Here is a 24,972-nt window from a genome sequence, read left to right on the forward strand (position 1 = left end):
GTCATATTGGTTGAAATTTTCGACGGTTTCTGGTGGAGAGAATGAAATATCCGTCCGAGCCGATACGGCGGGACGACAGGACAGGGGGTTGTCACATGATGGTTTCGGGTAAACGGTCGCTTCGCATTCTGCTCGGGGTCGGGGTCTGCATGCCAGCACTCGTCGCGCCGGCCTTCGCACAGGATGCGACATCGGGCGGGGATGAAATCATCGTCACGGGATCGCGCATTCCTACGATCAAGGATCAGGGGCCGTCGCCTGTCACGACGATCGATTCGGACACGATCCGCGCCAACGGCTATACCAGCGTTCCCGAACTGCTCGCCGCGATGACCCAGAACAGCGGCGAGACGCAAAGCCCGCAGTCGGGCAGCAGCGCCGACTTCACCCCCGGCGCGCAGCAGGTCGATCTGCGCGGGCTTGGCCCGAACCACACGCTGGTGCTGGTCAACGGTCGCCGCATCGCCGACTTCCCGCTTCCTTACATTGGCCGCAGCAACTTCACCGACATCTCGAACATCCCGGTCAGCCTGATCGACAAGGTCGAAATCCTGAGCGGCGCCGGGTCGGCCATTTACGGTTCGGACGCGATCGCGGGCGTCGTCAACTTCAAGATGAAGGAAAAGCTCGACGGCCTGACGCTCGACTATCGCCACGGCCGCACCGAACATGGCGGCGGCATGTCGCACCGCTTCACCGCGACCGGCGGCTGGTCGTCCGGCCGCTTCAACATCGTCGGCGGCATCGAATATCTCGATCAGCGCCCGCTCTGGGGCTACGATCGCGCGATCCAGGACAGCACCGACGACAGCCCGGTCGCGTCGACCGCGATCGCGCGGCGCACTTTCTACCGCGCCGACTATTATGACGATTATATCACGCCCGAAGACGGGACGTGCGAGCGATTGTCGAACCTCAACTTCGGCTCTGTCGCACTCTATAATCGCCCGCGCTACGGTGATTATTGCGGCAGCAAAACGTCGATCGGCTATGGCACGATCATTTCGGGCCGCAAGGGCTTCAACAGCTTCGGCACGCTGTCGTACGAACTGTCGGACAATGCCAAATTCTTCACCGACTTCCAGTTCGGGATCAGCAAGGTCCGGCTGATGTACGACGTGACGAGCTGGGCCTTCGAGCAATCGTCGAGCAGCTCCGACAATTATTTCTACAACCGCACCACCGACCAGATTGAGGATTGGTCGCGTCAGTTCACGCCCGAGGAAACCGGCGGGTTCGAGATGCAGCGCAGCAAGCAGACGACCTACAGCATCACGCCGGGCATCCGCGGCAATTTCGGCAAGGCCTGGAATTACGAACTGTCGTTCAACTACAGCCGGTATCAGTCGACGGTGCGCTGGCCGCAGATCATCAACAGCAAGGCACAGGCCCTGTTCCTCGGTGCGCAGGATGGCTTCGAGGAAGATTATCCGGCCTTCAACGCCGACCCGGCGCGGCTCTATACCGCGCTGACCCGCGCCGAATATGAGAGCATTTCGGCCGACACCGTCTATCGCCCCTTCGCCTGGACGAGCAATCTGCAGGCGACGCTGACCAATGGCGAGCTGTTCCAGCTTCCCGCCGGCCCGGTCGGCTTCGCTGCGGTCGCCGAATATGGCAAGCAGGGCTATAATCTTCGCCCCGACCCGCTCGCGCTCACCGACTATTATTACAGCTGGCGCGACAGCGACGGCGAGGGCAAGCGCAGCCACGCCGCGATCGGCGGCGAAATCCGCGTGCCGGTGCTCGAATTCGTGACGCTGTCCGGCGCCGGGCGCTACGACAATTTCCGGTTCGGCGGCGGCAGCACCGGCAAGTTCACCTATAATGGCGGGCTGGAAGTGCGGCCGACGAACAGCATGTTGTTCCGCGCCGCCTATGGCACCGCCTTCCGCGCGCCCGACCTCCACTATGTCTTCACCGGGCCGGGCAATGTCGAGGGAAGCGTCAACGATTATAAGCTTTGCGCCCAAGAGGGGCAGGACATTGGCGACTGCGATTATGCTGACATCGGGGTTGTCGTGAACCGCAACGGCAACCGCGATCTCAAATCCGAAACCGGCCGCACGCTGACAGCAGGCTTCGTTTTCGCGCCGTCGAGCCGTCTGCACTTCTCGGTCGATTATTTCCGCGTGACGCTCGACAATCAGGTCGACGATCTCAGCCTCGATACGCTCGCGCGTACCGAAGCTGATTGTCAGCCGGGGGGCAGCCTTGATGCCAGCTCACCGACGTGCCTTGATGCCATCGCGCGCATCACGCGCTTCCCGAGCAATATCCAGGATGGCCGGATCGCCTCGATCCGCGTCAACCCGATCAACATCTCGCGTGAAAAGACCAGCGGTCTCGACCTCGCTTTCCGCGGTACCTTGCCGACCGGTATCGGTGACTTTACCTTGTCGCTGGCACATAGCCATGTGTTCAAGCACAGTTTCCAGCAATATCCGGGTGACCCGTTCATCAACAAGCTGGCAGCCGACAGCGGCTATTATCTGCCGCGCGACAAGTCGAACGGCAGCATTACCTATGCCAATGAGGGCTTCCAGCTCACCTTCTCGGGCACGCGCCTCGGCAAGCTGCCCAATTATGACGAGGATGCCTTCATCAAGGCGAGCTACCTCTTCAACGCGACGATGCAGTATGATTTCACCGATCATTTCCGCGGTTCGCTGACGATCCGCAACCTGTTCGACACCAATCCGGTGAAGGATCCGACCTGGTCGAGCTATCCCTATTACAACACCAGCTGGTTCGACAGCATCGGGCGCAGCGTGTTCCTGCAGCTCACCTACAAGCTCGGCGGCGCGGGGCTTTAAGAGGTACGGCATCGCCCGGCTCATGATCGAGCCGGGCGATACTTCCGTCAGGGTTTTTTCAGTAGCGCCACCGTGCCATGGCCGCCGTCGGCGCAGACGCTGACGATCGCCCATGATCCAGAGGGAAGCGCGGAGAGTTCCTTGACCGCCTGGCTGAGGTCGCGTGCGCCGGTGGCCGCGAAGGGATGGCCGATCGCGACCGATCCGCCGTTCGGATTGACGCGGTCCCACGGGAAGGGGCCGAAGTCGAAATCGACGCCCGCGTGCTCCTTCGTCCAGCCCGGCTTTTCGAGCGCAGCGATATTGGCGAGCACTTGCGCCGCGAACGCCTCATGGATTTCCCACAGCGCGACATCTTCATAACGCAGCCCGTGGCGCGCGAGCAGGCGCGGGATCGCGAAGCTCGGCGCCATCAGCAGCCCGTCGACATGATGATCGACCGCGGCGATTTCCTGATCGACCAGTTCGGCAAAGGGAGTGCCTGCGGGCAAACGTCCCAGTCCGGCCTCGGTCGCGACCCATAGCGCAGCGGCGCCGTCGGTGATCGGCGAGCTGTTGCCGGCGGTCAGCGAGCCCTTGCCGGACTTGTCGAAGGCGGGCGGCAGCGAGGCGAGCTTTTCCGCCGATGTATCGGCGCGCGGATTGGCGTCGCGCGCGAGTTCGGGGAGAGGGATCACCAGATCGCCGAAGAAGCCGCTATTCCATCCAGCGACGGCGCGCTGATGGCTCTTCAGTGCCCAGTCATCCTGCGCCGTGCGGGTGATGCCCCACGCCTGTGCCGTCTCTTCCATATGGTCGCCCATCGTGCGACCGGTGATACGGTTTGCCCAGCCTTTCACCGGCAGGGTCAAGTCATCGGCGGTCAGTGCCTGCAGCGCGGCGATTGCGGCGGGCGGGTCGGTGCGGAACAGCTTGGTAATCCGTTTGGATGCGTCGAGCTTCAATCCGATCGGCGGATTGCTCATTACCTCCGCCCCGCCGACGAGCGCGAGATCGGCCGAGCCGCCGAGCATTCCCGCCGCGGCAAAAGCCGCGACCATGCTCGTCGAGCAAGCGAGGACAGCAGAGAAGGCCGGAACCGTCGGATCGAGCTTTGCATCGAGCCACACTTCGCGGCCGATGTTGCTCCACCCCAGGCTGGGGATCACGGTGCCCCAGACGAACAGGTCGGGGCGGGCTTTCGCCGCCATCGCCTGCACGAGCGGGACCGAGAGGCTGATGGCATCATGGTCGGCAAGCGCGCCGCCGCCGCGCCCGAAAGGCGTGCGAAGGCCCGAAGCAATGAAGATTTTCTGGGCAAAGCGCTGCATGGTGACGAACTCCCGATGCGGATCGCAGAGCGGCGGAAGTGCCGCGCGCCTAGCCTATATTGGGGAGCGAATGTTACCGGGCAAGGCGCCGCCGGCGAGCCTTTTTTCGGGATCTGAAACAAAATCTGCGCCCCCGCGCGGAGCGAGGGCGCAGCCCGTGGACGGCACGGGAAATCAGCTCTTCGTCCAGCGCCCGCCAAGCGCACGGAACAGGTCGACCTGTGAGTCGGCGATGCGGGCGTCGGCGAGCGCCAGCGTCGCTTCGGCTTCCGCGAACGTGCGTTCGGCATCGAGCGCGACGAGCCCGTCGATCGCGCCTTCGCGTTGCTGCGCGCGGGTAATCTTCACCGCAGTCTCGGCCTGATCGCGCGCGGCCTGCAGCGCGGTGCGCCGGTCGAGCTGATGGGCATAGGCCGACAACGCGGTCTCGGTCTCCTCGAGCGCGCGCAGCACGGTGCCGTCGAAGGTCGCGAGCGATGCCTGCGTGTCGGCCTCGGCGCCGGCGATCCGCGCGCGGGCCCCCTCCTGATTGAGGAAGTTCCAGTTGATCAGCGGCCCGAGCAGCCAGCGCAGCGGACCTCCGCCGAACAGGTCGCCAAGGCCCGAACTCGTCTGCCCGACCGATCCGCCGAGGGTGATCTTCGGATAAAGGTCGGCAGTTGCGACGCCGATGCGCGCGGTCGAGGCGGCAAGGCGGCGTTCGGCAGCGGCGATATCGGGGCGGCGCGCGAGCAGCGCGGCACCGTCGCCCACCGGGATCGGCTGGTCGAGCCGCAGCGTCGTTGTGCGCGCCGCTGCGATCGGCGGCAGGTCGGACGGGGTGCGGCCGGTCAGCGTCGCAAGGCGGAACAGCGCCGCATCGCGCTCGGCAGCGATCGCGGGAATGTCAGCGCGGCGCTGATCGCGCAGCGCCGCGACGCGCGCGGTATCGAGTCTGGTCGTCAACCCGACCTCGGCGCGGCGCGCGGTGAGCGCAACCGACTTGTCGAGCAAAGCGACGATCCGTTCGGCGACGCCGAGACGCTCGGCAGCCGAGGCGGCGTCGGCATAGGCGCGCGCGGTTTCGGCGGCGACCGTGACGCGCACCGCATCGGCGTCGGCTTCGGCGGCAGCGACATCGCCGCGCGCGGCTTCTACCCCGCGCGAGACGCGGCCGAACAGGTCGACCTCATAACCGACGGTCAGCCCGGCATCGACCTGCCAACCGGTGCGATCCGCGCCAGCCGGTAGCTGTCCCTCGCTGACGCGGCCATAGGTCGCGCCGGCACCGAGGTTCGTCGAGGGCAGGCGGTCGCCGCGAACTTCGCGCAAGGATGCGCGCGCCTTGGCGATACGGGCGGCGGCGACGCGCACGTCGGTGTTCGCTGCCAGCGCGTCGGCGACGAGCCCGTCGAGCACCGGATCCTTATAGAGCCGCCACCATTCGGCATCCGCCGCAGCGACGCTCGTGACGCCCGCCTTGGTCGAGAGGAAGGGGCCGGACGCCGTCACAGGGGGAGTAGGGGCGACGAAGTCCGGCCCCGCCGCGCACGCAGCAAGCGTGAGCGCGGATACGGTTGCGATCAGAAGGTTGCGCATGAGCTTTCTCCTTATTCGGCGGGCTGCAGCGCGGGTTCGTGCGAACCGTCGCGGCCGCGCAGGGTCGCGATACGATCGCCGAGCGCGCGGCAGACGACATAGAAGGTGGGGGTGAAGAGCAGGCCGAATGCCGTCACGCCGATCATCCCGAAGAAGACCGCGGTGCCGAGCGCCTGACGGAGCTCCGCGCCCGCACCGCTCGCGATCAGCAGCGGCACGGCGCCGAGGATGAAGGCGAAACTCGTCATCAGGATCGGGCGCAGACGGTCGCGTGCGGCGCGCACCGCGGCTTCGACCGGCGACAGGCCATCCTGTTCCTCGGCCTGCTTGGCGAATTCGACGATCAGGATCGCATTTTTCGCTGCCAGTGCGATGAGGACGACGAGCCCGATCTGGGTCAGGACATTATTGTCCATCCCGCGCAGGTTCACGCCGACCATCGCCGCGAACAGACACATCGGCACGATCAGGATGATCGATAGCGGCAGCGTCAGGCTTTCGTACTGCGCCGCGAGGACGAGGAAGACGAACACGACCGCCAGCGCAAAGACGAGCGCCGCCGTGCTGCCCGCTGCCTTTTGCTGAAAGGCGATGCCGGTCCATTCGGTGCCATAGCCTTGCGGAAGGGTGTCGGCCGAGAGCTTCTCCATCGTCGTCAGCGATGCACCCGACGAGTAACCCGGCGCGGTGTCGCCATCGACCTCGACCGCAGGGTAGAGGTTATAGCGGACGACGCGGTACGGGCCGGTCTTGTCCTTGAAGGTCGCGACCGATCCGATCGGCACCATCTCGCCGGTGTTCGAGCGCGTCTGGAGGTTGGCGATGTCGGCGACCGACTGGCGGAAGGGTGCGTCGGCCTGTGCGGTCACCCGATAGGTGCGGCCGAGCAGGTTGAAGTCGTTGACGAACGCCGACCCCAGATAGACCTGCAGCGTCTCGAACACACGTTCGGGGGGCACGCCGAGCAGGTTCGCCTTGGCCCGGTCGATGTCGGCATAGACACGCGGACTGCCGGTATCGAAGAAGGTGAAGACCTGCGCCAGACCCGGCGTTTCATTCGCCTTGCCGATCAGCTTGCCCGATTCCTCGGCGAGCTTCTGGTAGCCGTGGCCGCTGCGGTCCTGCACCATCAGGCGGTAGCCGCCGGCCGAGCCGATGCCCTGAATGAGCGGCGGCGGGATCACGATCACGCGTGCTTCGGTGATGTCGGCGACATCGGCGCGCGCTTCGTTCATGATATCGTCGAAGCTGACGCCGAGCTTCCCCCGTTCCTCGAAGCTCTTGAGCGGGAAATAGGCTGCGGCAGCGTTCGGAGCGAGCGTCTGCGACGGTCCGTCGAAACCGGCGAGCATCACCGAGCCGAGGATGCCCTTGTTCGGCAGGATGCGTCCGGCAACTTTCCGCAGCGCGGCGTCGGTGCGCTCGACCGAGGCGCCCGGGGGCAGCTGGACGACCGCGAGGAAATAGCCTTGGTCCTGCGCCGGGATGAAGCCCGTGGGCGTCGCCCAGAACAGGCCGGCGGTCGCGGCGATCAGACCGGCATAGGTGATCATCATCCGCTTCGGACGCCGCACGAGCCGGTCGGTGAGCGACGCATAGGCGGTGCTCATCTTCTCGAACGCCTCGTTGAAGGCGTCGCCCGCACGCTGCGCCAGTGCGCGGATGCGCGAGGGTTTTTCGGGTGCGGCGTGCGGTTTCAGCAGGATCGCGGCGAGTGCGGGCGACAGCGTGAGCGACACGATCAGCGAGATGATCGTCGCGGTCGAGATCGTCACCGCGAACTGCTGATAGAAGGCGCCCGACAGCCCGGTGAGGAACAGGGTCGGCACGAACACCGCGCAGAGCACGAGCACGATCGCGACGAGCGCGCCCGACACTTCGTCCATCGAGGTTTGCGCGGCCTTCAATGACGACAATCCGCGCTCGAGGTTGCGCTCGACATTCTCGACCACGACGATCGCGTCGTCGACGACGATGCCGATCGCGAGCACCAGCCCGAAGAGCGACAAATTGTTGAGGCTGTAGCCGAAGGCCGCGAGCACGGTGAAAGTGCCGACGAGCGAGATCGGGATCGCGACGATCGGGATCACCGCGGCGCGCCATTTCTGCAGGAACACCAGGATCACGATCACCACCAGGATCATCGCCTCGATCAGCGTGTCCTTCACCGCGTCGATCGACTGCTCGATGAACTTGGTGGGGTTGTAGATGACGCGATATTCGAGGCCCTTGGGGAAATTTTTCGACGCGGCCTCCATCTCGGTCTCGATCGCCTTCGCGGCGTCGAGCGCGTTCGATCCCGGACGCTGGAACGCCGCGAGGATCACCGTCGGATCGCCCGAGAGATAGGTGTTGCTGTTATAGTCCGACGCGCCGAGCTCGACGCGCGCGACGTCGGCGACGCGGACCTGCCGCCCGTCGGCGTCGGTGCGGATCACGACATCGGCAAATTGCTGGGGGTCGGCGAGGCGGCCCTGCGTCTCGACGTTGAGCTGATAGGCGTTGCCGCTGGCATAAGGCGGTTGGCCGAGCGAGCCTGCCGCGACCTGCACATTCTGTGCGCGCAGCGCCTGCACGATCTCGCCGGCGGTCAGCTTCAGCGCGGCGGCGCGCGTCGGGTCGATCCAGACGCGCATCGCATAGTCGCGCGCGCCGAACAGCCGGACGTCGCCGACGCCGTCGATGCGGCTGAGGCGGTCCTTGAGCTGGGTGAGCGCATAGTTGGAGAGATAGGAGCGATCGAGCGACTTGTCGGGCGAGACGAGGTTCACGACCATCAGGAAGTCGGGCGAGGTCTTGCGCGTCACGACGCCGAGCCGCTGCACCTCTTCGGGGAGGCGCGGCACGGCGATCGCGACGCGGTTCTGCACCAGCACCTGCGCGGCGTCGAGGTCGGTGCCGATCTTGAAGGTCACGGTGATCGTCACCGCGCCGTCGCCGGTCGACTGGCTCGACTGGTAGAGCATGTTGTCGACGCCGTTGATTTCCTGCTCGATCGGCGTCGCCACCGTCTCGGCGACGGTCTCGGCCGACGCGCCCGGGTAATTGGCGGTGACCGTGACCGTCGGCGGGACGATGTCGGGATATTGCGAGACGGGCAGCGACCAATAGGCGATCGCGCCGACAAGGGTGATGATCACCGCGATGACCGCGGCGAAGATCGGGCGAATGATGAAGAAGCGCGAAAGACGCATGGCCGGCTCCCCGGACTGGAGGATCGAAAGAAAACAGGATCGAAATCATGCCCTCCGCCGAGGGGAGGGATGCGGCGGGTGGGAGCCGCCGGCGCAACGTAAAACCGCCGGCTCCCACCCCCACCCCTCCCTTCAGGGGAGGGGCCTATCGTTTATCGGGCGAAGGTCGCTTCGCCGACCAGCGCGGTGCTCGGCGGCGCGGACGTTTCCGCCACCGGCGCAATTTTGCCGGCCTTGGTCTGAACCTTGGTCCCGGGCTGTGCGAGCTGGGTGCCGACAATCACGATGCGGTCGGTCGGGGCGACGCCGCCGCGCACGACGCGCAGGCCGTCGACGACGGGACCGAGCTGGACTTCGCGCACCGCGACCTGACCATCCTTGCCGACGACCAGCAATGTCTTGCGCGCCTGATCGGTCTGGACCGCCGAGTCCGGCACCAGCAGCGCGCGTTCCTTGGCGCCGCTCGACAGGCGCATGTTGCCGAACATGCCCGGCGACAGGAACAGGTCGGGGTTGGCGATCACGGCGCGGCCGCGGATCGTGCCCGATCGGGGATCGATGCCATTGTCGGTGAAGTCGAGCTTGCCGGTGCGGCTGTAGGTCGCCTCGTCCTGCAGCTTGATCTGCACCTCGGACCCCTTGGCACCCTCGGCGCGCTTCGCCTTCAGGAACAGGCCCTCGGATCCGTTGAAGCTGAAGTAAATGGGGTCGAGCGCGTTGATCGTCGTCAGCAGGCTGCCGCCCTGACCTTCGCCCGCGGCGACGAGGTTGCCCGCATCGACGCGGCGGTCGGAGATGCGGCCGCTGATCGGTGCGCGCACCTGTGTGAACTCCATGTCGAGCGCGCGCGACCGGACGCGGGCATCGGCGGCGGCGAGCCCGGCCGAGGCTGCGCGCAGCTTGGCGTTCAACTGGTCGAGGTCGCTCTGCGACACCGCGTCGTCGGCGACGAGCCGGTTGGCGCGGGCGAGGTTGGTCTGCGCGAGCGCCAGATCGCTGCGCGCGCTGGCTGCCTCGGCGCGGGCCTCGGCAAGCGCGGCGGCGAACGGGCGCTGGTCGATCGTGAACAGCAGCTGGCCCTTGCGGACGATCTGGCCGTCGGTGAAGTGGACGCCGGTGAGCTGGCCCGAGACGCGCGGGCGCACCTCGACCGAGTTCACGGCCTCGAAACGGCCGACATAATCGTCCCATTCGTTGATATCGCGCACCAGCGGTGCGGCGACGGTGACAACGGGGATCATCGGCGCGGCATTCGCCGGCGCCTCGCGGTGGGTCAGGCCCCAGCCTGCCGCGACGAGCAGCAGCGCCGGAAGACCATATTTCAGACCGCGACTGCGCCAGCGCTTCGCGGCGTCATTCGGGGTAGGGGCGAGGGCGGCTTCTGCCGTCTCCTCGCCCCGGATCGGGGAGAGCATGTTCATGGATATTACTTTCGGAAGAGGCGGGCGACGTGCACTTCGGCAACGCGCTTGCCCAACAGTTCATAGTGATCGGTATCGAAGCCGGCCGCGAAGAAGGCCTTCAATTCGGTCTTCGGTACCGAATAGCTGTGGTGCCAGGTCAGCACCGCCATGCGGCGCAACGCCTCAAGCCGGGGATCGGCAAGGCGGCGATTAAAGGCTTCGCCAAAGATCCGGCCCAGCCACCGGGTGATCCGTCCGGGTTCGCGGAGGCTAGACGGTCGGTCGTGACGCGCGAGCATCACGACCGACCATTCCAGCGCCGAAAAGCCTGCGGGACTATGGGCTTTTGGCGCAGCGGGAGCCTGGACGGGAGCGAAAATCTGGGAGCCGGCCGGAGCGATCGCGCCGGTGCCTCCGTCGGTCAGGGCAAGATAAGCCATGGTCTGTCCTCCGTAGACTTTTGCCGGGCGCAAGGGGGCTCAGGCCCCGGGACGCTTGCGCCCGGCGAGGGGAGATTCCGGATGCAGGAAACCGCTCGCGCCAACGGAGTTGGCAACGCGACGTCCCGCGAAACTTGTATGGACTGGCCTGGGGATCAGGCCGGCACAGGATGAAGACAATGCCGCTGCGCTTCTTGGGGCGCGTCCGTCACATCACCATCTGTACTATGCGGTATATAAATCCGCCGTTCATCTTGTCAAGGAGTTTTGTACCGATCGGTATCGAAAAAGTTCGGGGCCTTTATTTGCTCGGCCAGAGCGCCAGGCTGGTGTCTACCAGTCTTTCCAGTTCGGGCCGCGTCGCGCCCGCGCCGGCCTGTACCGTGATCCCTTGCAGAATCGCATAGAGAAAGCTGGTGAGACCTGCAGCATCGATATGCGCGGGCAGGTCGCCTTCGCGCTTCGCCTGCTCGAACCGTTCGACGAGCGCGCGCTGCGATGAGGCGCGACGGCTGATGACGTCGGCCTTGATCGACTCGGCTTCGGGGCTGCAGGCGAGCGAACTCATCAGGCCCATGCAGCCCTGCGGCTCACCCTCGGCGGCGTGGACATCGACGCCGCCGCGCAGATAATATTCGGCAACCCTGCGCGCCGTCGGCTGTTGCAGCGCGGCGCGCGTATATTCCAGCTTCTCGGACTCATAGAGGTCCAAGGCCTTGTGAAACAGCGCTTCCTTGTTGCCGAACGCCGCATAGAGGCTGGGCTTGGTGATGCCCATCGCCTCGGTCAGGTCGGTCATCGACGCGCCGTCATAGCCCTTCGCCCAGAAGACGTGCAGAGCTTCGGCCAGTGCCTTGTCGACACAGAATTCGCGCGGGCGCCCCTTGACCGGGGTGGCAGTTTCGATTTCCATAACGGACGGTATATAATGGTCCGTGCCGAAAAGTCCAGAGGTGGAGATTCGGCCGAATTTGGGGTGCAATGGCAGCTATCGACCCAATTGCGGACACTCAGTGCTGAGACTATCTTGCGGCTATGCGTACGCGATCCGCCTTTTTACAACAGATTTTGGCTGTCGTTCCCCTGACAATTTTCCTCGTTTTGGGAGGATGTAGTTCGCAGCCGGTGGTGCTGGGAGACGGATCATGCTCGTGGCCGAAGGTTGGCGACAATGTAAAGGGTACGGCAATCCTGCGGTCTTGGGCTGGGACAGGCTGCATCGAATGCGGAGCACGCTTAACGCAAGCTGGGTGCCAAGGTGGATTAGGTTTTCGATTTGGATCGGCGGAGGCTGAGCAAGATTACGATCTGATCACTCGGCGCCTCCGCGATGAGCCCCAGCAAGAGCCTATCGAGCGTGCAGTCTTTGTAACAGGAAAAACTATAGCGGGCCGCGAGGATGGGACTTCCTTGTTAGTAGTAAGCCATTTCGCTCCCGCCCAAAACAGCAGCCGGTAGTCGTCCGCTTCCCAATCACATTTGCGCCGTCGTTCGCCGAACTGATGCGATGGCAGCAAGCGACCGGCTGCGGACGTTCCAGTCGAAGGGTAGGAAAAGCACGTGACCAACTCCCTGACGATCGCGGTCGAAGCCGTCATAGAAACAAACGATCACCAAGCGAGGCCGTTCATCGACGGCAAAGATTGGCTGGGCCCAGAGTTTTTAGGCTTGGACCCGCCAATGCTGAAGGCCGAATTTCTCGCCGAAGACGGACGAGATATCATCGTAGGGCGGTGCCGGTGCGGGATCGTCGAATGTAGTAATCGCAGCGTTGAAATCCGGCGAACTGAAGGTTCAGTTCACTGGTCCGCTCCCGGTGCCAACGGCCCCGTTTTCGATGCGGCTCAGTATGACGCAGAGGTCGCCCGGTTCGTTCACGATACATCTTGGGAAACAGTCGGTCGAGCCGCAGAGCGGGAAATTGAGCGACTCTTTCGCGGGACGACCATCAGGCGTTTCAAGTTCGACTGGGTCTCAACCAGGCATCGAGAGGGGTGGATCACCCTTTCGTACTCAAAAGGTGATCGACAACGGCTTTTGAAGTTTCGTTGGGACGGGGTCAGTGTCGCCGATGCGATTGACCAAGCGAAAGCCTTTCGCGCTCAGCGGTTCCCCGATCAGAAGGGGGGCGATTGAACCGCACCATAATGCCATGATGCCACGTCCGCTTCCCACCCCAAAGCAGACATTCCTCAGAACAGTCCCGGCAGCTCGCGCTGCGCTGCACGTGGTTCGGCTGGCATCAGCATTTCGGGCTCGGCTTCGAGGCGGACGCCGCGGCTTTGCGCGGCGATGCCCGATCCGGCGTCGGCGATCCGCGTCGTGCAGGCGTTGCCGGCGAGGAAATCGATCGCGGCGCGGACCGAGGCTTCACGCGCGTCACCGAGCGGAAAGGACAGGTCGTCACCCGCTGCGCAGCTGTTGCCGATCTTCGGCGCGAGGCCGTTGAAATAATCGCCTGCAGTTGTCGCATTGCCGGTCGAAAAAGCGATGACGCGCATGCGGTCGTCGCACGACGCCCGGTCGAGTGCGATCTGCCCGACCGGCTTGCCATAGGTGTTGCTGCCGACGAGGGTCATGTTGGTGCCGAGCCAGGGCAGCATGCCGTTGATCACGAGCTCGCTCGCCGATGCGGTCGAGCCGGTGCCGATGAAGGCGATCCGCGTCGGCGCGATCGATTCGGGCTGGGTGGTGAAGAAGTGCCGGGTGTTCTCGGACGATTTCGACGACCGGAAATTGGTCTGCGAAAACAGCTCCGACGAGGTGCGGTTGCGGCCGAGCAGGTCGCCGAACAGCTCGGCGGTCGAAACGAGTCCGCCGCCATTATAGCGCAGATCGACGATGACATCGGTGATGCCGCGGTTGCGGAAATCGAGGAACGCCGTGCGGAGCTGCGGGTTCGCCGAGCTGATGAAGCTGCGCAGGTTCACATAGCCATAGCTGCGCCCGCCCTCGGTAATCACTTTCGCGCCATAGCGGTCGGAGATCGGGTCGAGATCATAGTCGGCCTTGGTGACCGTCACGTCGCGTGTGCCGCCGCCGGGCTCGACGATACGCAGCACACGCGCCACGCCGGGGTCGCTAGGCCCCAGCGCGTCGGTGATGCCTTGGGTGCCGCTGCTCGCGACGATCGCGGAGATCGTGCGGACGTTCGACGCGTTGGTGCCGATGCCGACGATCTGGGTGCCGCGGTCGATCCCGGCGGCAAGGGCGGGGGCGTTCTCATAGGCTTCGGCGATGACCACGCGCTGCACGACGGGGTCGTAGGACAGCCGGACGCCAAAGCCCGCGCTCGACCCGCTGGCGAAGAAGGCATTCTCTTCGGCGATCGAGGTGATGTAGGTGAAATAGCGGTCCTTGTTCTGCGCACGCGCGGGCGCGACCAGCGCGTCGATATAGGTCTGCACGTCCGGATAGCTCGCCGGATTGACCCCGGTCGCGACATCGCTCGGGAACAGATACCATTCGTCGATCACCGATTTCACGAAGGATTGCCGCGCAGAGAGGCTGCAGGTCGCGGTTGGGGTGGGTGTCGGCGTGGGTGTCGGGGTTACCGTAACGGGGCTGCTGCCCAGGCTTCCTTCACCGCTGCCGCACGACGCGAGCAGCAGCGCCGCAAGCGTGACAAGCGAAACAGATTGCTTACCCATTTTTCTTCCCTCCCCGGTCCGGCCTGCTTCATGCACCGGCCGAGTCGGGCGCACAATGGAATATCATTCTATCGCGGCGAATATCATTCCGTCCCGGTGGTTTGGCTCGTTACTTGCCCGGTTTCCGGGCGGGCGCTAGCGGCCCTTGAACCCCTGCGCGATCACATAAAGTTCAGGCGATCCCTTGCGGCTTGCCGGCGGCTTGGCGTGCTTCACGGTAGCGAAATTCCGCTTGAGCACCGTCAACAGCTCGCGGTCGGCGCCGCCCGCGAACACCTTTGCGACGAAGGCGCCGCCGGGCTGGAGATTCTGCACCGCAAAATCGGCTGCGGTCTCGGCAAGGCCGATGGTGCGAAGATGGTCGGTCTGCGGATGGCCGACGGTATTCGCCGCCATGTCCGAGATGACGAGGTCGGGCGCGCTGCCGAGCGCCTCGATCAATGCGTCGGGCGCGGCGTCGTCCATGAAGTCCATTTCGAGGATTTCGACACCCTCGATCGGTTCGCACGCCAGCAGGTCGATCCCCGCGACGCGCGCGCGCGGGTTCGTCTTGCGGACAACCTGCGACCAGCCACCCGGCGTGATGCCAAGGTCGACGACCGCGCGCGCCTTTTTGAGGAAACCGAATTTCTCGTCGAGCTCGATCAGCTTGTACGCCGCGCGCGAGCGATAACCCTCGGCCTGCGCACGGCGGACATAGGGGTCGTTGAGCTGGCGTTGCAGCCAGCGGGTCGACGATACGCTGCGCTTGCGCGCGGTCTTGACCCGCACATGCAGGCCGCCCCGGCCGCTGCCGCCCTTGGTGCCGCCGCCGCTCATTTGCGAAACTCGCGGCGCGTCACGGGAATGTCGCGGCCCTGCATCGCGAGCGTCCGCAGAATGCCCTCGCGAATGCCGCGGTCGGCGACGCCGACGCGGGCGGCCGGCCACAGGTCGATAATGCTTTCAAGGATCGCACAGCCGGCGACCACCAGGTCCGCGCGCTCGCGGCCGATGCACGCGATCTCGGCGCGGTCGTCCATGCTCGCTTCAGCCAGACGGCGGCTGATATCGCGCATTGCGTCGGCGGGCACCGCGATCCCGTCGACCGCACGCCGGTCGTAGCGCGGCAGATCGAGGAAGACGCTGGCGAGCGTGGTGACCGTGCCGCTGGTGCCCAGCAGGCGCAGGGGTTGTCCCGCGAAACGTTCGGCGCGGCCGGCGAAGGCGGCGAAGGCGCTCTGGGTCACTTCGCGCATCCGGGCATAGCTCGCCTGCCGGGCGGCAAGGCTGTCCTCGCCCGGCGCGGCATGTTCGGTCAGCGACACGACGCCCCACGGCACGCTGATCCAGTCGTGGATCTTCACGTCATGGTCGGACACATCGACGTGCATCAGTTCGGTCGAGCCACCGCCGATGTCGAAGATCAGGGCAGGGCCGTCGCCCGGCTCCATCAGATTATGGCAACCCAGTGCCGCGAGTCGCGCTTCCTCGGCGGCCGAGATGATGTCGAGCGCGATGCCGGTTTCACGCTTCACGCGTGTGGCAAGCTCGACGCCATTGTCGGCGCGGCGGCAGGCCTCGGTCGCAACCGCGCGCGACAGGGTTACGTGGCGGCGGCGCAGCTTGTCGGCGCAGATGGCAAGCGCGGCGACGGTGCGATCCATCGCCGCCTCGCTGATGCGTCCGGTCGCGTGCAGACCTTCGCCAAGGCGCACGATCCGCGAAAAAGCGTCGATGACGATGAGTTCGCCATCCTGCGGACGCGCGATCAGCAGGCGACAATTGTTGGTACCGAGATCGATGGCGGCGTAGCTGCGCGGCCGGACGAACGGAGCGGGGCGCGGACCGGCCCCCGTCTTGTTTCGCCCGGTCGCCGTTGGTTCCGTTCTCGAACCTGGCCGCGGCGATCGCCCTGATGGCGCTGCCATTTGCCGCATGGCTTGTGTAACCTGTCTTTTGTCTCACGCGCCCACAGAGGTGCAGGCGTGCACTTGGGGCCGAGATTAGGCCCCTGACGGCGCGATGGCAACCCCGCGACCCGACAGCGAAAACCCCGCCCGGCGCAGGCCGGACGGGGCAAAGGGGGAGAGAATTTATTGGGGGTCGGGCCTGCCCTGGTATCGGCAGCCGTCATTCCCCGTAAACCATGGGCTTAACGGCGGCAGCCGTCGTTGCCCTTGTCGATCGCGCGGCCGGCGATGGCGCCGACGGCGCCGCCGATGATCGTACCGACCGTCCGGTCACCGCGACCTGCGATCTCGTGGCCGGCGAGGCCGCCTGCAATCGCACCGATCACGGTGCCGCCGGTGCCGTTGTCGCACTGGCGATAGTTGCGGCGGTCGTTGTTGCGATAATAACGACGGTCGTTGCGGTAATCGCGGCGGTCGTAGCTGCGATAGTCGTTCCGGTCATAGCGGCGGTCGTCGCGGCCATAACGCGCGTCGTAGCTCGAATAGCCGTCGCGGTCATAATAGCCGTTCTGCGCCGCGGCAGGTGCAGCCACGCCCAGCGTCGCGACGGACATCAGGGCGGCGAGCGAGAGGGGCACCATCTTCATCATTGTCTTTCTCCTGCGTCTTCAGTTCGACCGTGGGGTCTTCCCTTGGGCCGGTGATCGATGATGCCGTTTTGCCCGATTCGGATTGAGTGAAGCCTGAACATGGTTGTTGGCCATTGTTCATCTTTCCTCCGCGGTGATCGGACGGGGCTCCCGCCCTTGCGCGGAGGGGGGCTCCCGCCCTATCGCAGCGCCGCATGCGCCGCATTGTCCCAGCCCTGCTGATCTTTCTCGCGCTCGGCCCTCTGCCCGGCACCCATATGCGCTTTCCGGTTCTGCAGACCGGTTCGCAGCAGATCGCCGCCCGCCCGCTCGATTATCCGGCCGACACCGCCGGCGTGCTGCGCTTCGTGCGCGGCTGGCGTCTGGTCAGTCCGAATCAGGCGTTCGGCGGCCTGTCCTCGCTCGCGGTCATCGGGCCGGACCGGTTCCAGTTCGTCGGCGACAACGGCTGGTGGACGCGGCTGACGCTCCATTCCGACGGCAGGATTTCCGATGCGGGCATCGCCACACTGCCGGCGGAGCAGGGCGGCAAGCAGCGCAAGTGGCAGCGCGACGTCGAATCGATGTTTCATGACCCCGCGAGCGGCAAGAGTTGGATGGCCTTCGAGGGCGTCAATCAGGTGTGGCGGCTCGACCCCGATCTGACGAAGGTCGAATCGCGCGCCCGGCTGCCCGAACCGCGCTGGCCGGGCAACCGCGGCCCGGAGGCGATGGTGCGCCTTGCCGACGGGCGCACGATCATCTTCTCCGAAGATGCCGACGATGATCCGCGCGGACGCGAAGCGCTGGCCTTCACCGGCGATCCGTCGGTGCCGGGGACGAACGCGATCCGCTTCTTCTATGATTCGCAAAGGAAAGGGTTGGTCAGCGATGCCGCGCCATTACCCGACGGGCGCATCCTGCTCGTCCACCGCCGGATGGGTTTCCGGTCGGTCTTCACGACGGTGCTGGCGATCGTTGATCCCGCCGACATCGGGCCCGGCCGGGTGATCCGTTCGCAATGGCTGGCGCGCGTGCCGTTGCCGCTCGCCGACAATTATGAAGGTGCGGCGGTCGAGGTGCGCGGCGGTCGAACCTATGTGTGGCTCGTCTCCGACGACAATTTCAACAGCTGGCAGCGCACCCTGCTGCTCCAGTTCGAACTGGTCGGCTTGCCGCCGCCGCCGAAGACGGACAGCAAAAAGGCCGCGCGGTAAACCGGCGGCCCCTTGCTATTCGAAAAGCGTGGAAGCTCAGGCGGCCTTTTCGGCCAGCTTTTTCGCGACTTCCTTCTTCAGCTTGCGCGCCGAAACCGACAGCTGATCGTCGCCGGCCTTCAGCAGCCAGTTGTCGAGGCCACCGTTGTGCTCGACCGTGCGCAGGCCGTGGGTCGACACGCGGAGCTTGAAGCCCTTGCCGAGCGCGTCCGACAGCAACGTCACATTCTGCAGGTTGGGCAGGAAGGTGCGCTTGGTCTTGTTGTTGGCGTGGCTGACATTGTGGCCAACCTGGCGGCCCTTACCGGTCAGTTCGCAAATGCGCGACATGGTCTTCTTCCTCGAATCAATGGGCGGCGTCCGGGGTGGGCCGTAAGGCACCGAAAGGACCGGATGGGCCGGGAAAGGCGCGCGCTTATCGGCTTGCCGGAGATTCGTCAAGCGATTAGCGGGGGGAAATGGCTCAATTCCCGCTTCCCGAACCGATGCGCCGTGCGCTCGATCTGGCCCGTATCGCCGCAGAATGGGGCGAAGTGCCCGTCGGCGCGGTGATCGTCAAGGACGGTGCGATTATTGCGGAGGGTCACAATCGTCCGCGCGAATCGCACGACCCGACCGCGCATGCCGAGATCGTGGCGATTCGCGCTGCGGCGGCCAAGCTCGGTAACGAGCGGCTCGATGGCTGCGACCTCTATGTGACGCTCGAACCGTGCGCGATGTGCGCCGGCGCGATCGCGCACGCCCGAATCGCGCGGCTCTATTATGGTGCCGACGATCCGAAGGGTGGCGCGGTCGCGCACGGCCCGCGCACCTTCGCGCAGCCGACGATCCACCACCGGCCCGAAATCTACGACGGTATCGGCGCGAGCGAGGCGGCCGCGCTGCTGCGCGACTTCTTCGCCGCGCGGCGCTAGCCGAGCATTTCCTCGACCCACTGGGGCACGAGTTGCGTCGCGGGGCCGTGGCGCGCCTCGCTGAACCAGTAACTGCCCTGGCTCGGCTCCATGTTGAGTTCGAGTGTCCGCGCGCCCGAGGCCCGCGCTTCGCGTACGAAGCCGGCGGCGGGATAGACCGCACCCGAGGTGCCGATCGACACGAACAGGTCGGCGCGGTTCAGCGCGTGATAAATCTCGTCCATCCGGTACGGCATCTCGCCGAACCAGACGATGTCGGGGCGCAGCGACCCGGACGCGCCGCACACGGGGCAGGCAGGCCGGTCAAGCAAAGGGCCGCTCCACGGCATTCGCGCATCGCAGACCGTGCACCAGGCATTCAGATGTTCGCCATGCATATGGAGCAGCCGCTTCGCCCCGGCGCGTTCGTGCAGGTCATCGACATTCTGGGTGACGATCAGCAGTTCGCCCGGCCATTCGGCATCGAGCCGAGCGAGCGCGACATGCGCGGCGTTCGGCTCCTTGGTCTGGATCGCCTCGCGCCGCATATCGTAAAAGCGCAGCACCAGATCGGGGTCGCGCGCGAAGGCCTCGGGCGTTGCGACATCCTCGACGCGATGCTGCTCCCACAGGCCGCCGCCGTCGCGGAAGGTGTCGATGCCGCTTTCGGCCGACACCCCGGCGCCGGTCAGGATGACGATGTTCTGGATCAGGCTCATGCCTCCTCTCTATCCCGCAGCACCATCTCCTTCACCCCCTTTTCGTCACCCCGGCGAAGGCCGGGGTCTCGCCTCATCGCAACAATGCACCGGTGAGATCCCGGCCTCCGCCGGGATGACGAGGTTGTTGATTTGCGCGCTCCATGCGAACGGCTAAGGGAGGTTGAAATATAGGGGACGCATCATGACCAGCATCGGCATTATCGGCAGCGAAGGACGGATGGGCGTTGCGCTTGCCGCCGCGATTGCCGAGGCGGGGCAGCAGGGCGTCGGCGTCGACAAGGGCGGCAATGTCGTCAAGCTGGCATCGGACAGCGACGCGATCGTCGATTTCTCTTCGCCTGCCGGGCTCGAGGCGACGCTCGACGCTTGTGTCGCGGCGAGGACGCCGATCGTCATCGGCACGACCGGCCTCGAAGAGCGTCACCATTATCTGATCGATGATGCGGCGCAGGATATTGCGGTGCTTCAGACCGGCAACACCTCGCTCGGGGTCACCCTGCTCGCGCATCTGGTGCGCGAGGCTGCGGCGCGGCTCGATGGCGACTGGGACATCGAAGTCCTCGAAATGCACCACAACCGCAAGGTCGACGCGCCGAGCGGCACCGCGCTGCTGCTTGGACAGGCGGCCGCCGAAGGCCGCGGGATCGACCTCGCCGCCGCATCCGAACGCGGGCGCGACGGCCTGACCGGCGCGCGCGGGCGCGGCCATATCGGCTTTGCGAGCCTGCGCGGCGGAACCGTCGCGGGCGACCATGACGTGATTTTCGCAGGCCCCGAGGAAATGCTCACCCTCTCGCACCGCGCCGAGAACCGCATGATTTTCGCCCGCGGCGCCGTTCGCGCGGCGTTGTGGCTGATCCACCAGAAGCCCGGGCGCTATACGATGCCCGAGGTTCTGGGGCTCTGACGATCTTTTAGCCGGAGGACTGCCATGCGTTTCGATCCCGCCGCCGCGACCAAAGCCTATATCGATGCCCTCGGCCCCGAGGCGCTCGAAAAGGCAACATCCTATACCGTCGGCAGCGAATGGCAGAGCTTCTGGGGCGTTGTCGTCGCCGCGATCGTCACCATGTTGTTCGTTCGCCTGCGCATCCTCGACCGGCTCGACACCAGGCTTGCCCGGCGCGGCTGGGCGCTACGCACCTTCCTGCTTTGCGCGGCCTTCATGCTGCTGTCGGCGATTATCACCCTGCCGTGGGATCTCTATTCGGGCTGGTGGCGCGAGACCGCCTATGGCCGCACCAGTCAGCCGCTCGGTGACTGGCTGGGGCAAGGCGCGATCGGTATCGCGCTCTCCACGCTGTTCGGCGCGCTCTTCTTCATGGGCATCTACACGCTGATTCGCCGCGCCGGAAAGCGCTGGTGGATCTGGTCGGGCGGGCTGGCGGCCTTCGCGATTTCGGCGATGCTGCTGCTGTCGCCGATCGTCGTCGAGCCGCTGTTCAACGACTATAAGCCGGTACCCGCCGGCGCGGTGCGCGACGCGCTCGTCGTACAGGCGAGGGAAGCCGGCATCGATCCCGGCCGCATCTACATGTTCGACGGCTCGCGCCAGTCGAACAATTTCACTGCCAATGTATCGGGCATCGGCCATTCGGCGCGCATCGCGATTTCGGATGTCGCGCTGAAGGGCGCCTCGCTCGACGAGGTGAAGGCGGTGACGGGGCACGAGATCGGCCATTATGTCCTCGGCCATGTCTGGATCATCGTCATCGTCTTTTCGTCGCTTGCGGTGCTGCTCTTCTTTCTTGCTGACCGGCTGTTCCCGAGGATTGCGAGAGCTTTCAGTAGCGATGCTGTGATCGGCGACCCGCGCGGCTTCCCGGTGCTGATGTTCCTTCTCTCGCTGTTCGCCTTTTTCGCGCAGCCGGTATTGAATACGCTGTCGCGCACCGACGAAAGCGCCGCCGATGCCTACTCGCTGAAAACGGTGAACCTGCCCGACGCACTGGCGAGCGCGCTCGTCAAGACCGCCGAGTATCGCAATCCGCGCCCGAACGCGGTCGAGGAATTTCTCTTCTATTCGCACCCCTCGGTCGAACGGCGCGTTCGCGCGGCGATGGAATGGAAGGCGGCGCACCCACCGGCAAACCCGCCCGCGCCGCAATGAAAAAGGCCGACATCTTCGAATTCTACCGGAGGCTCGCGGAACTGAACCCGAGTCCCGAGACCGAGCTGGAGTTCGGAAACACCTATCAGCTACTCGTCGCCGTCGTCCTGTCGGCGCAGGCGACCGACGTGGGCGTGAACAAGGCGACGCGGCGGCTGTTTCAGGAGGTAAAGACGCCGCAGCAGATGGTCGATCTGGGCGAAGAGGGGCTGAAACAGCACATCAAGACGATCGGGCTGTTCAACGGCAAGGCGAAGAATGTCATCGCGCTCAGCGAAATCCTCGTCCGCGACCATGGCGGCGAAGTGCCCGCCGACCGCGACACGCTCGTCGAGCTGCCCGGCGTCGGGCGCAAGACCGCCAATGTTGTCATGAATTGCGCGTTTGGCGCGGAAACTTTCGCGGTCGACACGCATATCTTTCGCGTCGGCAACCGCACCGGCCTTGCGCCGGGCAAGACGGTGCTGGCAGTCGAGAAGAAGCTCGACAAGGAAACGCCGCAGCCGTTCCGCGTCGGCGCGCACCACTGGTTGATCCTCCACGGCCGCTACATCTGCAAGGCGCGCACGCCCGAATGCTGGCGCTGCCCGGTCGATGACCTCTGCCGTTACAAGCCGAAGACGCTGGCCCCGAAAGCGAAGAAGATCGCGGCGTAAAATTCTGGTCGTGTCCCGCTTGTCGAAGCGCTGCTCTTGGGCCAGCATGGCAGCCGAAAACATCCAAAAGGGGTCGACGACATGCGTCTTGTTTCCACTTTCCTTGCCTCCGCCGCCATGCTCGCTGCCGCGCCCGTCCAGGCCAAGCCCGCCGATACCGCTGCGGCGAAGAAGATATTGATGGACAGCGTCGCGATTCCGACGGTCGAGGGCCGCGGGCAGGTGCCGAAGCTGGCTGCCTATTACGCCGGCGTGCTGAAGGCGGCGGGCTATGCCGACGCCGATATCGAAATCACGCCGATGGGCGAGACCGCGACGTTCGCCGCGACGTTGCAGGGCACGACCAAGCAGAAACCGATCGTGCTGCTCGGCCATATGGATGTCGTCGAGGCCGACCCGAAGGACTGGACGCGCGACCCGTTCGTGCCGGTCGAGGAGAATGGCTATATTTTCGGCCGCGGATCGGAGGACAACAAGTTTGACGTCTCGATGATGGTCGCGACGATGGCGCAGCTCAAGAAGGACGGCTTCAAGCCGAAGCGCTCGATCATCCTGCTGCTGTCGGGCGACGAGGAAACGTCGATGGTGACGACGCGCGCGCTCGCCGCCAGATATAAGGGCGCCGAATTCGCGCTGAACGGCGATGGCGGCGGCGGCCTGATCGGCGAAGACGGCAAGCCCAAATATTACGGGCTTCAGGCGGGCGAGAAGACCTATGCCGACTTCATGCTGGAGGTGACCAATCCCGGCGGCCACAGCTCGCGCCCGTCGGATAGCAATGCGATCGTCCAGCTTTCGAATGCGCTCGCGAAAGTCGGCGCGTATCGCTTCACGCCGCAGCAGAACGAGCTGACCAAGGTCGGGATGCCGATCGTCGCCGATCAGGTCGGCGGCGACATCGGCGCGGCGCTGAAGGCCTTTGCCGCGAACCCGAGCGATGCGAAGGCGATCGCCGCGATCCGCGCCGACCCCGAATATGTCGGTCAGATCGGCACCACCTGCGTGCCGACCCTGGTCAAGGGCGGTCATGCCGAGAATGCGCTGCCGCAGCGCGCAACCGCGAACATCAACTGCCGTATCTTCCCCGGGGTGCCGGTCGAAACGGTGCGCGCCGAGCTCGAAAAGGTGATCGGCGATCCGGCGGTCAAGGTGAACCCCGATCCCGACGCCAGCGCCAGCGACGCTTCGCCGCTGCGCCCCGACGTCATGGCGGCGGTGACGAAAGCGGTGCATGCGCGCGCGTCCGGCCTGCCGATCATCCCGTCGATGAGCGCGGGCGCGACCGACTCCTATCATTTCCGCATCCAGGGCGTGCCGAGCTACGGCGTCGCGGGCCTCTTCTCGAAGGCGAGCGACAGCTACGCCCACGGGCTCAACGAGCGCGTGCCCGTCGATGCGATTGCCCCGGCGCTCGCGCATTGGGACAGCCTGCTGCGCGATCTGTCGAAGTAAGCGGCGCGTTACGCCGACAGTCCGAACTCCGGCGCCGCGCGCAGCCGCGCGACGTCGCGCAGCGGGGGCAGGCCGAAGGTACGGCTGTAATCGCGGTTGAACTGCGACGGGCTTTCGTACCCGACTTGGAACCCTGCGCTCGCCGCGTCCATCGCGTCCGACACCATCAGCCGCCGTGCCTCGAGCAGGCGCAGCCGGGTGCGATATTGCAGCGGGCTGAAGCGCGTCACGCTCTTGAAATGCTCGTGGAAGGATGACGGGCTCATCCCCGCCAGCCCCGCCAGATGGTCGATACTGAAGGCGCCAGCATAATGATCCTTGATCCACGCCACCGCGCGGCTGATCTGGTGCAGCCGCGTGTCCGCGGTCGCGATATGGCGCAGCATCGCCCCCTGCGGTCCGGTCAGTAGCCGGTACAATATCTCGCGTTCGGCGAGCGGAGCCAGCGCTGCCATGTCGTCGGGCGTGTCGAGCAGGCGCAGCAGGCGGAGCGCTGCGTCGAGCAGGCCTGCATCGGTGTCGCCGACCGCGATAGACGGCGCATGGTCGCTGCGCGGGATGCGCGCATCGTGCGCGAGTAACAGTTCGGAGAGCACCGCGACGTCGAGGTCGAGCTTCAGGCACAGATAGGGGGCGTCGGCACTGGCATCGACGACCATGCCGCTCACCGGCAGGTCGACCGACACGATCAGGAACTGTGCGCTGTCATAGACGAAGCTCGCATCGCCGAGCATCACCCGCTTGCGGCCGCTGACCGCGAGGCACAGCGACGGTTCGTACACGACCGGCATCGGGGCGCTCGGTTCGGAGCTACGGACAAGCGATACGCGCGGAAGTGCGCTTGGGTGTATCCCGTCGGTTGGCCGATGCCGAAGCAGCAGCGACTGCATTTCCTGAAATATCGTCATGACGACGATTTTGCAGCCTCGCTGCTTCGGGACAAGGGCAAAGCACATCATCCGGAGGATCGTGCAATCATCGCGGAGGCCCGTTCTACCGCTCCATCGTCG

21 protein-coding genes are annotated in these 24,972 nt (G+C 65.3%); 8 read left to right on the forward strand and 13 right to left on the reverse strand.

What is annotated here, in order from left to right:
- Positions 1 to 95: 95 nt before the first annotated feature.
- Positions 96 to 2,816 carry a TonB-dependent receptor plug domain-containing protein gene (locus ACQY80_RS08410; protein WP_428685491.1) on the forward strand — a complete coding sequence of 907 codons (2,721 nt, stop codon included), beginning with the start codon at positions 96 to 98 and terminating at the stop codon, positions 2,814 to 2,816.
- Between the two features lie 47 nt (positions 2,817 to 2,863).
- Here ACQY80_RS08410 and ACQY80_RS08415 read toward each other — a convergent pair whose 3' ends face one another.
- From ACQY80_RS08415 to ACQY80_RS08440, 6 genes are all read right to left on the reverse strand, one after another.
- Positions 2,864 to 4,126, reverse strand: a complete 1,263-nt coding sequence (locus ACQY80_RS08415; RefSeq protein ID WP_428685493.1) for a thiolase family protein — start codon at positions 4,124 to 4,126, stop codon at positions 2,864 to 2,866.
- Between the two features lie 174 nt (positions 4,127 to 4,300).
- Positions 4,301 to 5,704: an efflux transporter outer membrane subunit gene (locus ACQY80_RS08420; RefSeq protein ID WP_428685495.1), complete on the reverse strand. Its 1,404-nt coding sequence runs from the start codon at positions 5,702 to 5,704 to the stop codon at positions 4,301 to 4,303.
- An 11-nt stretch (positions 5,705 to 5,715) separates the two neighbouring features.
- A complete protein-coding gene (locus tag ACQY80_RS08425) occupies positions 5,716 to 8,898 on the reverse strand; it encodes an efflux RND transporter permease subunit (protein ID WP_428685497.1) in 3,183 nt (1,060 codons plus the stop codon).
- Positions 8,899 to 9,050: 152 nt separating this feature from the next.
- A complete protein-coding gene (locus tag ACQY80_RS08430) occupies positions 9,051 to 10,319 on the reverse strand; it encodes an efflux RND transporter periplasmic adaptor subunit (RefSeq protein ID WP_428685499.1) in 1,269 nt (422 codons plus the stop codon).
- A 5-nt stretch (positions 10,320 to 10,324) separates the two neighbouring features.
- Positions 10,325 to 10,741, reverse strand: a complete 417-nt coding sequence (locus ACQY80_RS08435; RefSeq protein ID WP_428685501.1) for a hypothetical protein — start codon at positions 10,739 to 10,741, stop codon at positions 10,325 to 10,327.
- A 301-nt stretch (positions 10,742 to 11,042) separates the two neighbouring features.
- Positions 11,043 to 11,654 carry a TetR/AcrR family transcriptional regulator gene (locus ACQY80_RS08440; RefSeq protein WP_428685503.1) on the reverse strand — a complete coding sequence of 204 codons (612 nt, stop codon included), beginning with the start codon at positions 11,652 to 11,654 and terminating at the stop codon, positions 11,043 to 11,045.
- 647 nt (positions 11,655 to 12,301) lie between these two features.
- Between ACQY80_RS08440 and ACQY80_RS08445 the strand changes: the two genes are divergently transcribed.
- Complete coding sequence (locus tag ACQY80_RS08445) at positions 12,302 to 12,877, forward strand: hypothetical protein (protein WP_428685505.1); 576 nt, start codon at positions 12,302 to 12,304, stop codon at positions 12,875 to 12,877.
- Between the two features lie 56 nt (positions 12,878 to 12,933).
- On the opposite strand, the gene ACQY80_RS08450 is transcribed toward ACQY80_RS08445, so the two are convergent.
- The 4 genes from ACQY80_RS08450 to ACQY80_RS08465 all read right to left on the reverse strand — a co-directional run bounded on the left by ACQY80_RS08450 (position 12,934) and on the right by ACQY80_RS08465 (position 16,933).
- Positions 12,934 to 14,391 carry a S41 family peptidase gene (locus ACQY80_RS08450; RefSeq protein ID WP_428685507.1) on the reverse strand — a complete coding sequence of 486 codons (1,458 nt, stop codon included), beginning with the start codon at positions 14,389 to 14,391 and terminating at the stop codon, positions 12,934 to 12,936.
- 135 nt (positions 14,392 to 14,526) lie between these two features.
- Positions 14,527 to 15,210, reverse strand: a complete 684-nt coding sequence (locus ACQY80_RS08455) for an RlmE family RNA methyltransferase (protein ID WP_428685509.1) — start codon at positions 15,208 to 15,210, stop codon at positions 14,527 to 14,529.
- Positions 15,207 to 16,310 (reverse strand): Ppx/GppA phosphatase family protein, encoded by a 1,104-nt coding sequence (locus tag ACQY80_RS08460; protein ID WP_428685511.1) that lies wholly within the window; start codon positions 16,308 to 16,310, stop codon positions 15,207 to 15,209. Before ACQY80_RS08460 ends, ACQY80_RS08455 begins: the two co-directional genes overlap by 4 nt.
- A gap of 215 nt (positions 16,311 to 16,525) precedes the next feature.
- Positions 16,526 to 16,933 carry a glycine zipper 2TM domain-containing protein gene (locus ACQY80_RS08465; protein WP_428685513.1) on the reverse strand — a complete coding sequence of 136 codons (408 nt, stop codon included), beginning with the start codon at positions 16,931 to 16,933 and terminating at the stop codon, positions 16,526 to 16,528.
- Positions 16,934 to 17,127: 194 nt separating this feature from the next.
- Between ACQY80_RS08465 and ACQY80_RS08470 the strand changes: the two genes are divergently transcribed.
- Positions 17,128 to 18,129, forward strand: a complete 1,002-nt coding sequence (locus ACQY80_RS08470) for an esterase-like activity of phytase family protein (protein ID WP_428685515.1) — start codon at positions 17,128 to 17,130, stop codon at positions 18,127 to 18,129.
- A 36-nt stretch (positions 18,130 to 18,165) separates the two neighbouring features.
- Here the strand turns inward: ACQY80_RS08470 and rpmB are convergent, their stop codons facing one another.
- Positions 18,166 to 18,459, reverse strand: a complete 294-nt coding sequence (gene rpmB / locus ACQY80_RS08475) for a 50S ribosomal protein L28 (RefSeq protein ID WP_428685517.1) — start codon at positions 18,457 to 18,459, stop codon at positions 18,166 to 18,168.
- A 128-nt stretch (positions 18,460 to 18,587) separates the two neighbouring features.
- Between rpmB and tadA the strand changes: the two genes are divergently transcribed.
- A complete protein-coding gene (gene tadA, locus ACQY80_RS08480; RefSeq protein WP_428685519.1) occupies positions 18,588 to 19,043 on the forward strand; it encodes a tRNA adenosine(34) deaminase TadA in 456 nt (151 codons plus the stop codon).
- On the opposite strand, the gene ACQY80_RS08485 is transcribed toward tadA, so the two are convergent.
- Positions 19,040 to 19,741 (reverse strand): NAD-dependent deacylase, encoded by a 702-nt coding sequence (locus ACQY80_RS08485; RefSeq protein WP_428685521.1) that lies wholly within the window; start codon positions 19,739 to 19,741, stop codon positions 19,040 to 19,042. The genes tadA and ACQY80_RS08485 overlap by 4 nt on opposite strands.
- Positions 19,742 to 19,925: 184 nt before the next feature.
- Between ACQY80_RS08485 and dapB the strand changes: the two genes are divergently transcribed.
- The 4 genes from dapB to ACQY80_RS08505 all read left to right on the forward strand — a co-directional run bounded on the left by dapB (position 19,926) and on the right by ACQY80_RS08505 (position 23,962).
- Positions 19,926 to 20,651 (forward strand): 4-hydroxy-tetrahydrodipicolinate reductase, encoded by a 726-nt coding sequence (gene dapB / locus ACQY80_RS08490; RefSeq protein WP_428685523.1) that lies wholly within the window; start codon positions 19,926 to 19,928, stop codon positions 20,649 to 20,651.
- 24 nt (positions 20,652 to 20,675) lie between these two features.
- Positions 20,676 to 21,854, forward strand: a complete 1,179-nt coding sequence (locus ACQY80_RS08495; RefSeq protein ID WP_428685525.1) for a M48 family metallopeptidase — start codon at positions 20,676 to 20,678, stop codon at positions 21,852 to 21,854.
- Positions 21,851 to 22,510, forward strand: coding sequence for an endonuclease III (gene nth, locus ACQY80_RS08500; protein ID WP_428685527.1), 660 nt, complete (start codon positions 21,851 to 21,853; stop codon positions 22,508 to 22,510). The genes ACQY80_RS08495 and nth overlap by 4 nt, the downstream gene beginning before the upstream one ends.
- A gap of 81 nt (positions 22,511 to 22,591) precedes the next feature.
- Positions 22,592 to 23,962 (forward strand): M20/M25/M40 family metallo-hydrolase, encoded by a 1,371-nt coding sequence (locus ACQY80_RS08505; RefSeq protein ID WP_428685529.1) that lies wholly within the window; start codon positions 22,592 to 22,594, stop codon positions 23,960 to 23,962.
- 8 nt (positions 23,963 to 23,970) lie between these two features.
- Here the strand turns inward: ACQY80_RS08505 and ACQY80_RS08510 are convergent, their stop codons facing one another.
- Positions 23,971 to 24,753: an AraC family transcriptional regulator gene (locus tag ACQY80_RS08510; protein WP_428685531.1), complete on the reverse strand. Its 783-nt coding sequence runs from the start codon at positions 24,751 to 24,753 to the stop codon at positions 23,971 to 23,973.
- Between the last annotated feature and the right edge of the window lie 219 nt (positions 24,754 to 24,972).

This window comes from Sphingopyxis sp., from assembly GCF_965279755.1.
Classification (GTDB): domain Bacteria; phylum Pseudomonadota; class Alphaproteobacteria; order Sphingomonadales; family Sphingomonadaceae; genus Sphingopyxis.

Excerpts from the sequence above, each read along its gene's own strand:
- ACQY80_RS08410 (WP_428685491.1), top strand. The coding sequence starts at position 96 with ATGATGGTTTCGGGTAAACGGTCGCTTCGCATTCTGCTCGGGGTCGGG.
- ACQY80_RS08415 (WP_428685493.1), bottom strand. The coding sequence starts at position 4,126 with ATGCAGCGCTTTGCCCAGAAAATCTTCATTGCTTCGGGCCTTCGCACG.
- ACQY80_RS08420 (WP_428685495.1), bottom strand. The coding sequence starts at position 5,704 with ATGCGCAACCTTCTGATCGCAACCGTATCCGCGCTCACGCTTGCTGCG.
- ACQY80_RS08425 (WP_428685497.1), bottom strand. The coding sequence starts at position 8,898 with ATGCGTCTTTCGCGCTTCTTCATCATTCGCCCGATCTTCGCCGCGGTC.
- ACQY80_RS08430 (WP_428685499.1), bottom strand. The coding sequence starts at position 10,319 with ATGAACATGCTCTCCCCGATCCGGGGCGAGGAGACGGCAGAAGCCGCC.
- ACQY80_RS08435 (WP_428685501.1), bottom strand. The coding sequence starts at position 10,741 with ATGGCTTATCTTGCCCTGACCGACGGAGGCACCGGCGCGATCGCTCCG.
- ACQY80_RS08440 (WP_428685503.1), bottom strand. The coding sequence starts at position 11,654 with ATGGAAATCGAAACTGCCACCCCGGTCAAGGGGCGCCCGCGCGAATTC.
- ACQY80_RS08450 (WP_428685507.1), bottom strand. The coding sequence starts at position 14,391 with ATGGGTAAGCAATCTGTTTCGCTTGTCACGCTTGCGGCGCTGCTGCTC.
- ACQY80_RS08455 (WP_428685509.1), bottom strand. The coding sequence starts at position 15,210 with ATGAGCGGCGGCGGCACCAAGGGCGGCAGCGGCCGGGGCGGCCTGCAT.
- ACQY80_RS08460 (WP_428685511.1), bottom strand. The coding sequence starts at position 16,310 with ATGCGGCAAATGGCAGCGCCATCAGGGCGATCGCCGCGGCCAGGTTCG.
- ACQY80_RS08465 (WP_428685513.1), bottom strand. The coding sequence starts at position 16,933 with ATGATGAAGATGGTGCCCCTCTCGCTCGCCGCCCTGATGTCCGTCGCG.
- ACQY80_RS08470 (WP_428685515.1), top strand. The coding sequence starts at position 17,128 with ATGCGCCGCATTGTCCCAGCCCTGCTGATCTTTCTCGCGCTCGGCCCT.
- rpmB (WP_428685517.1), bottom strand. The coding sequence starts at position 18,459 with ATGTCGCGCATTTGCGAACTGACCGGTAAGGGCCGCCAGGTTGGCCAC.
- tadA (WP_428685519.1), top strand. The coding sequence starts at position 18,588 with ATGGCTCAATTCCCGCTTCCCGAACCGATGCGCCGTGCGCTCGATCTG.
- ACQY80_RS08485 (WP_428685521.1), bottom strand. The coding sequence starts at position 19,741 with ATGAGCCTGATCCAGAACATCGTCATCCTGACCGGCGCCGGGGTGTCG.
- dapB (WP_428685523.1), top strand. The coding sequence starts at position 19,926 with ATGACCAGCATCGGCATTATCGGCAGCGAAGGACGGATGGGCGTTGCG.
- ACQY80_RS08495 (WP_428685525.1), top strand. The coding sequence starts at position 20,676 with ATGCGTTTCGATCCCGCCGCCGCGACCAAAGCCTATATCGATGCCCTC.
- nth (WP_428685527.1), top strand. The coding sequence starts at position 21,851 with ATGAAAAAGGCCGACATCTTCGAATTCTACCGGAGGCTCGCGGAACTG.
- ACQY80_RS08505 (WP_428685529.1), top strand. The coding sequence starts at position 22,592 with ATGCGTCTTGTTTCCACTTTCCTTGCCTCCGCCGCCATGCTCGCTGCC.
- ACQY80_RS08510 (WP_428685531.1), bottom strand. The coding sequence starts at position 24,753 with ATGCCGGTCGTGTACGAACCGTCGCTGTGCCTCGCGGTCAGCGGCCGC.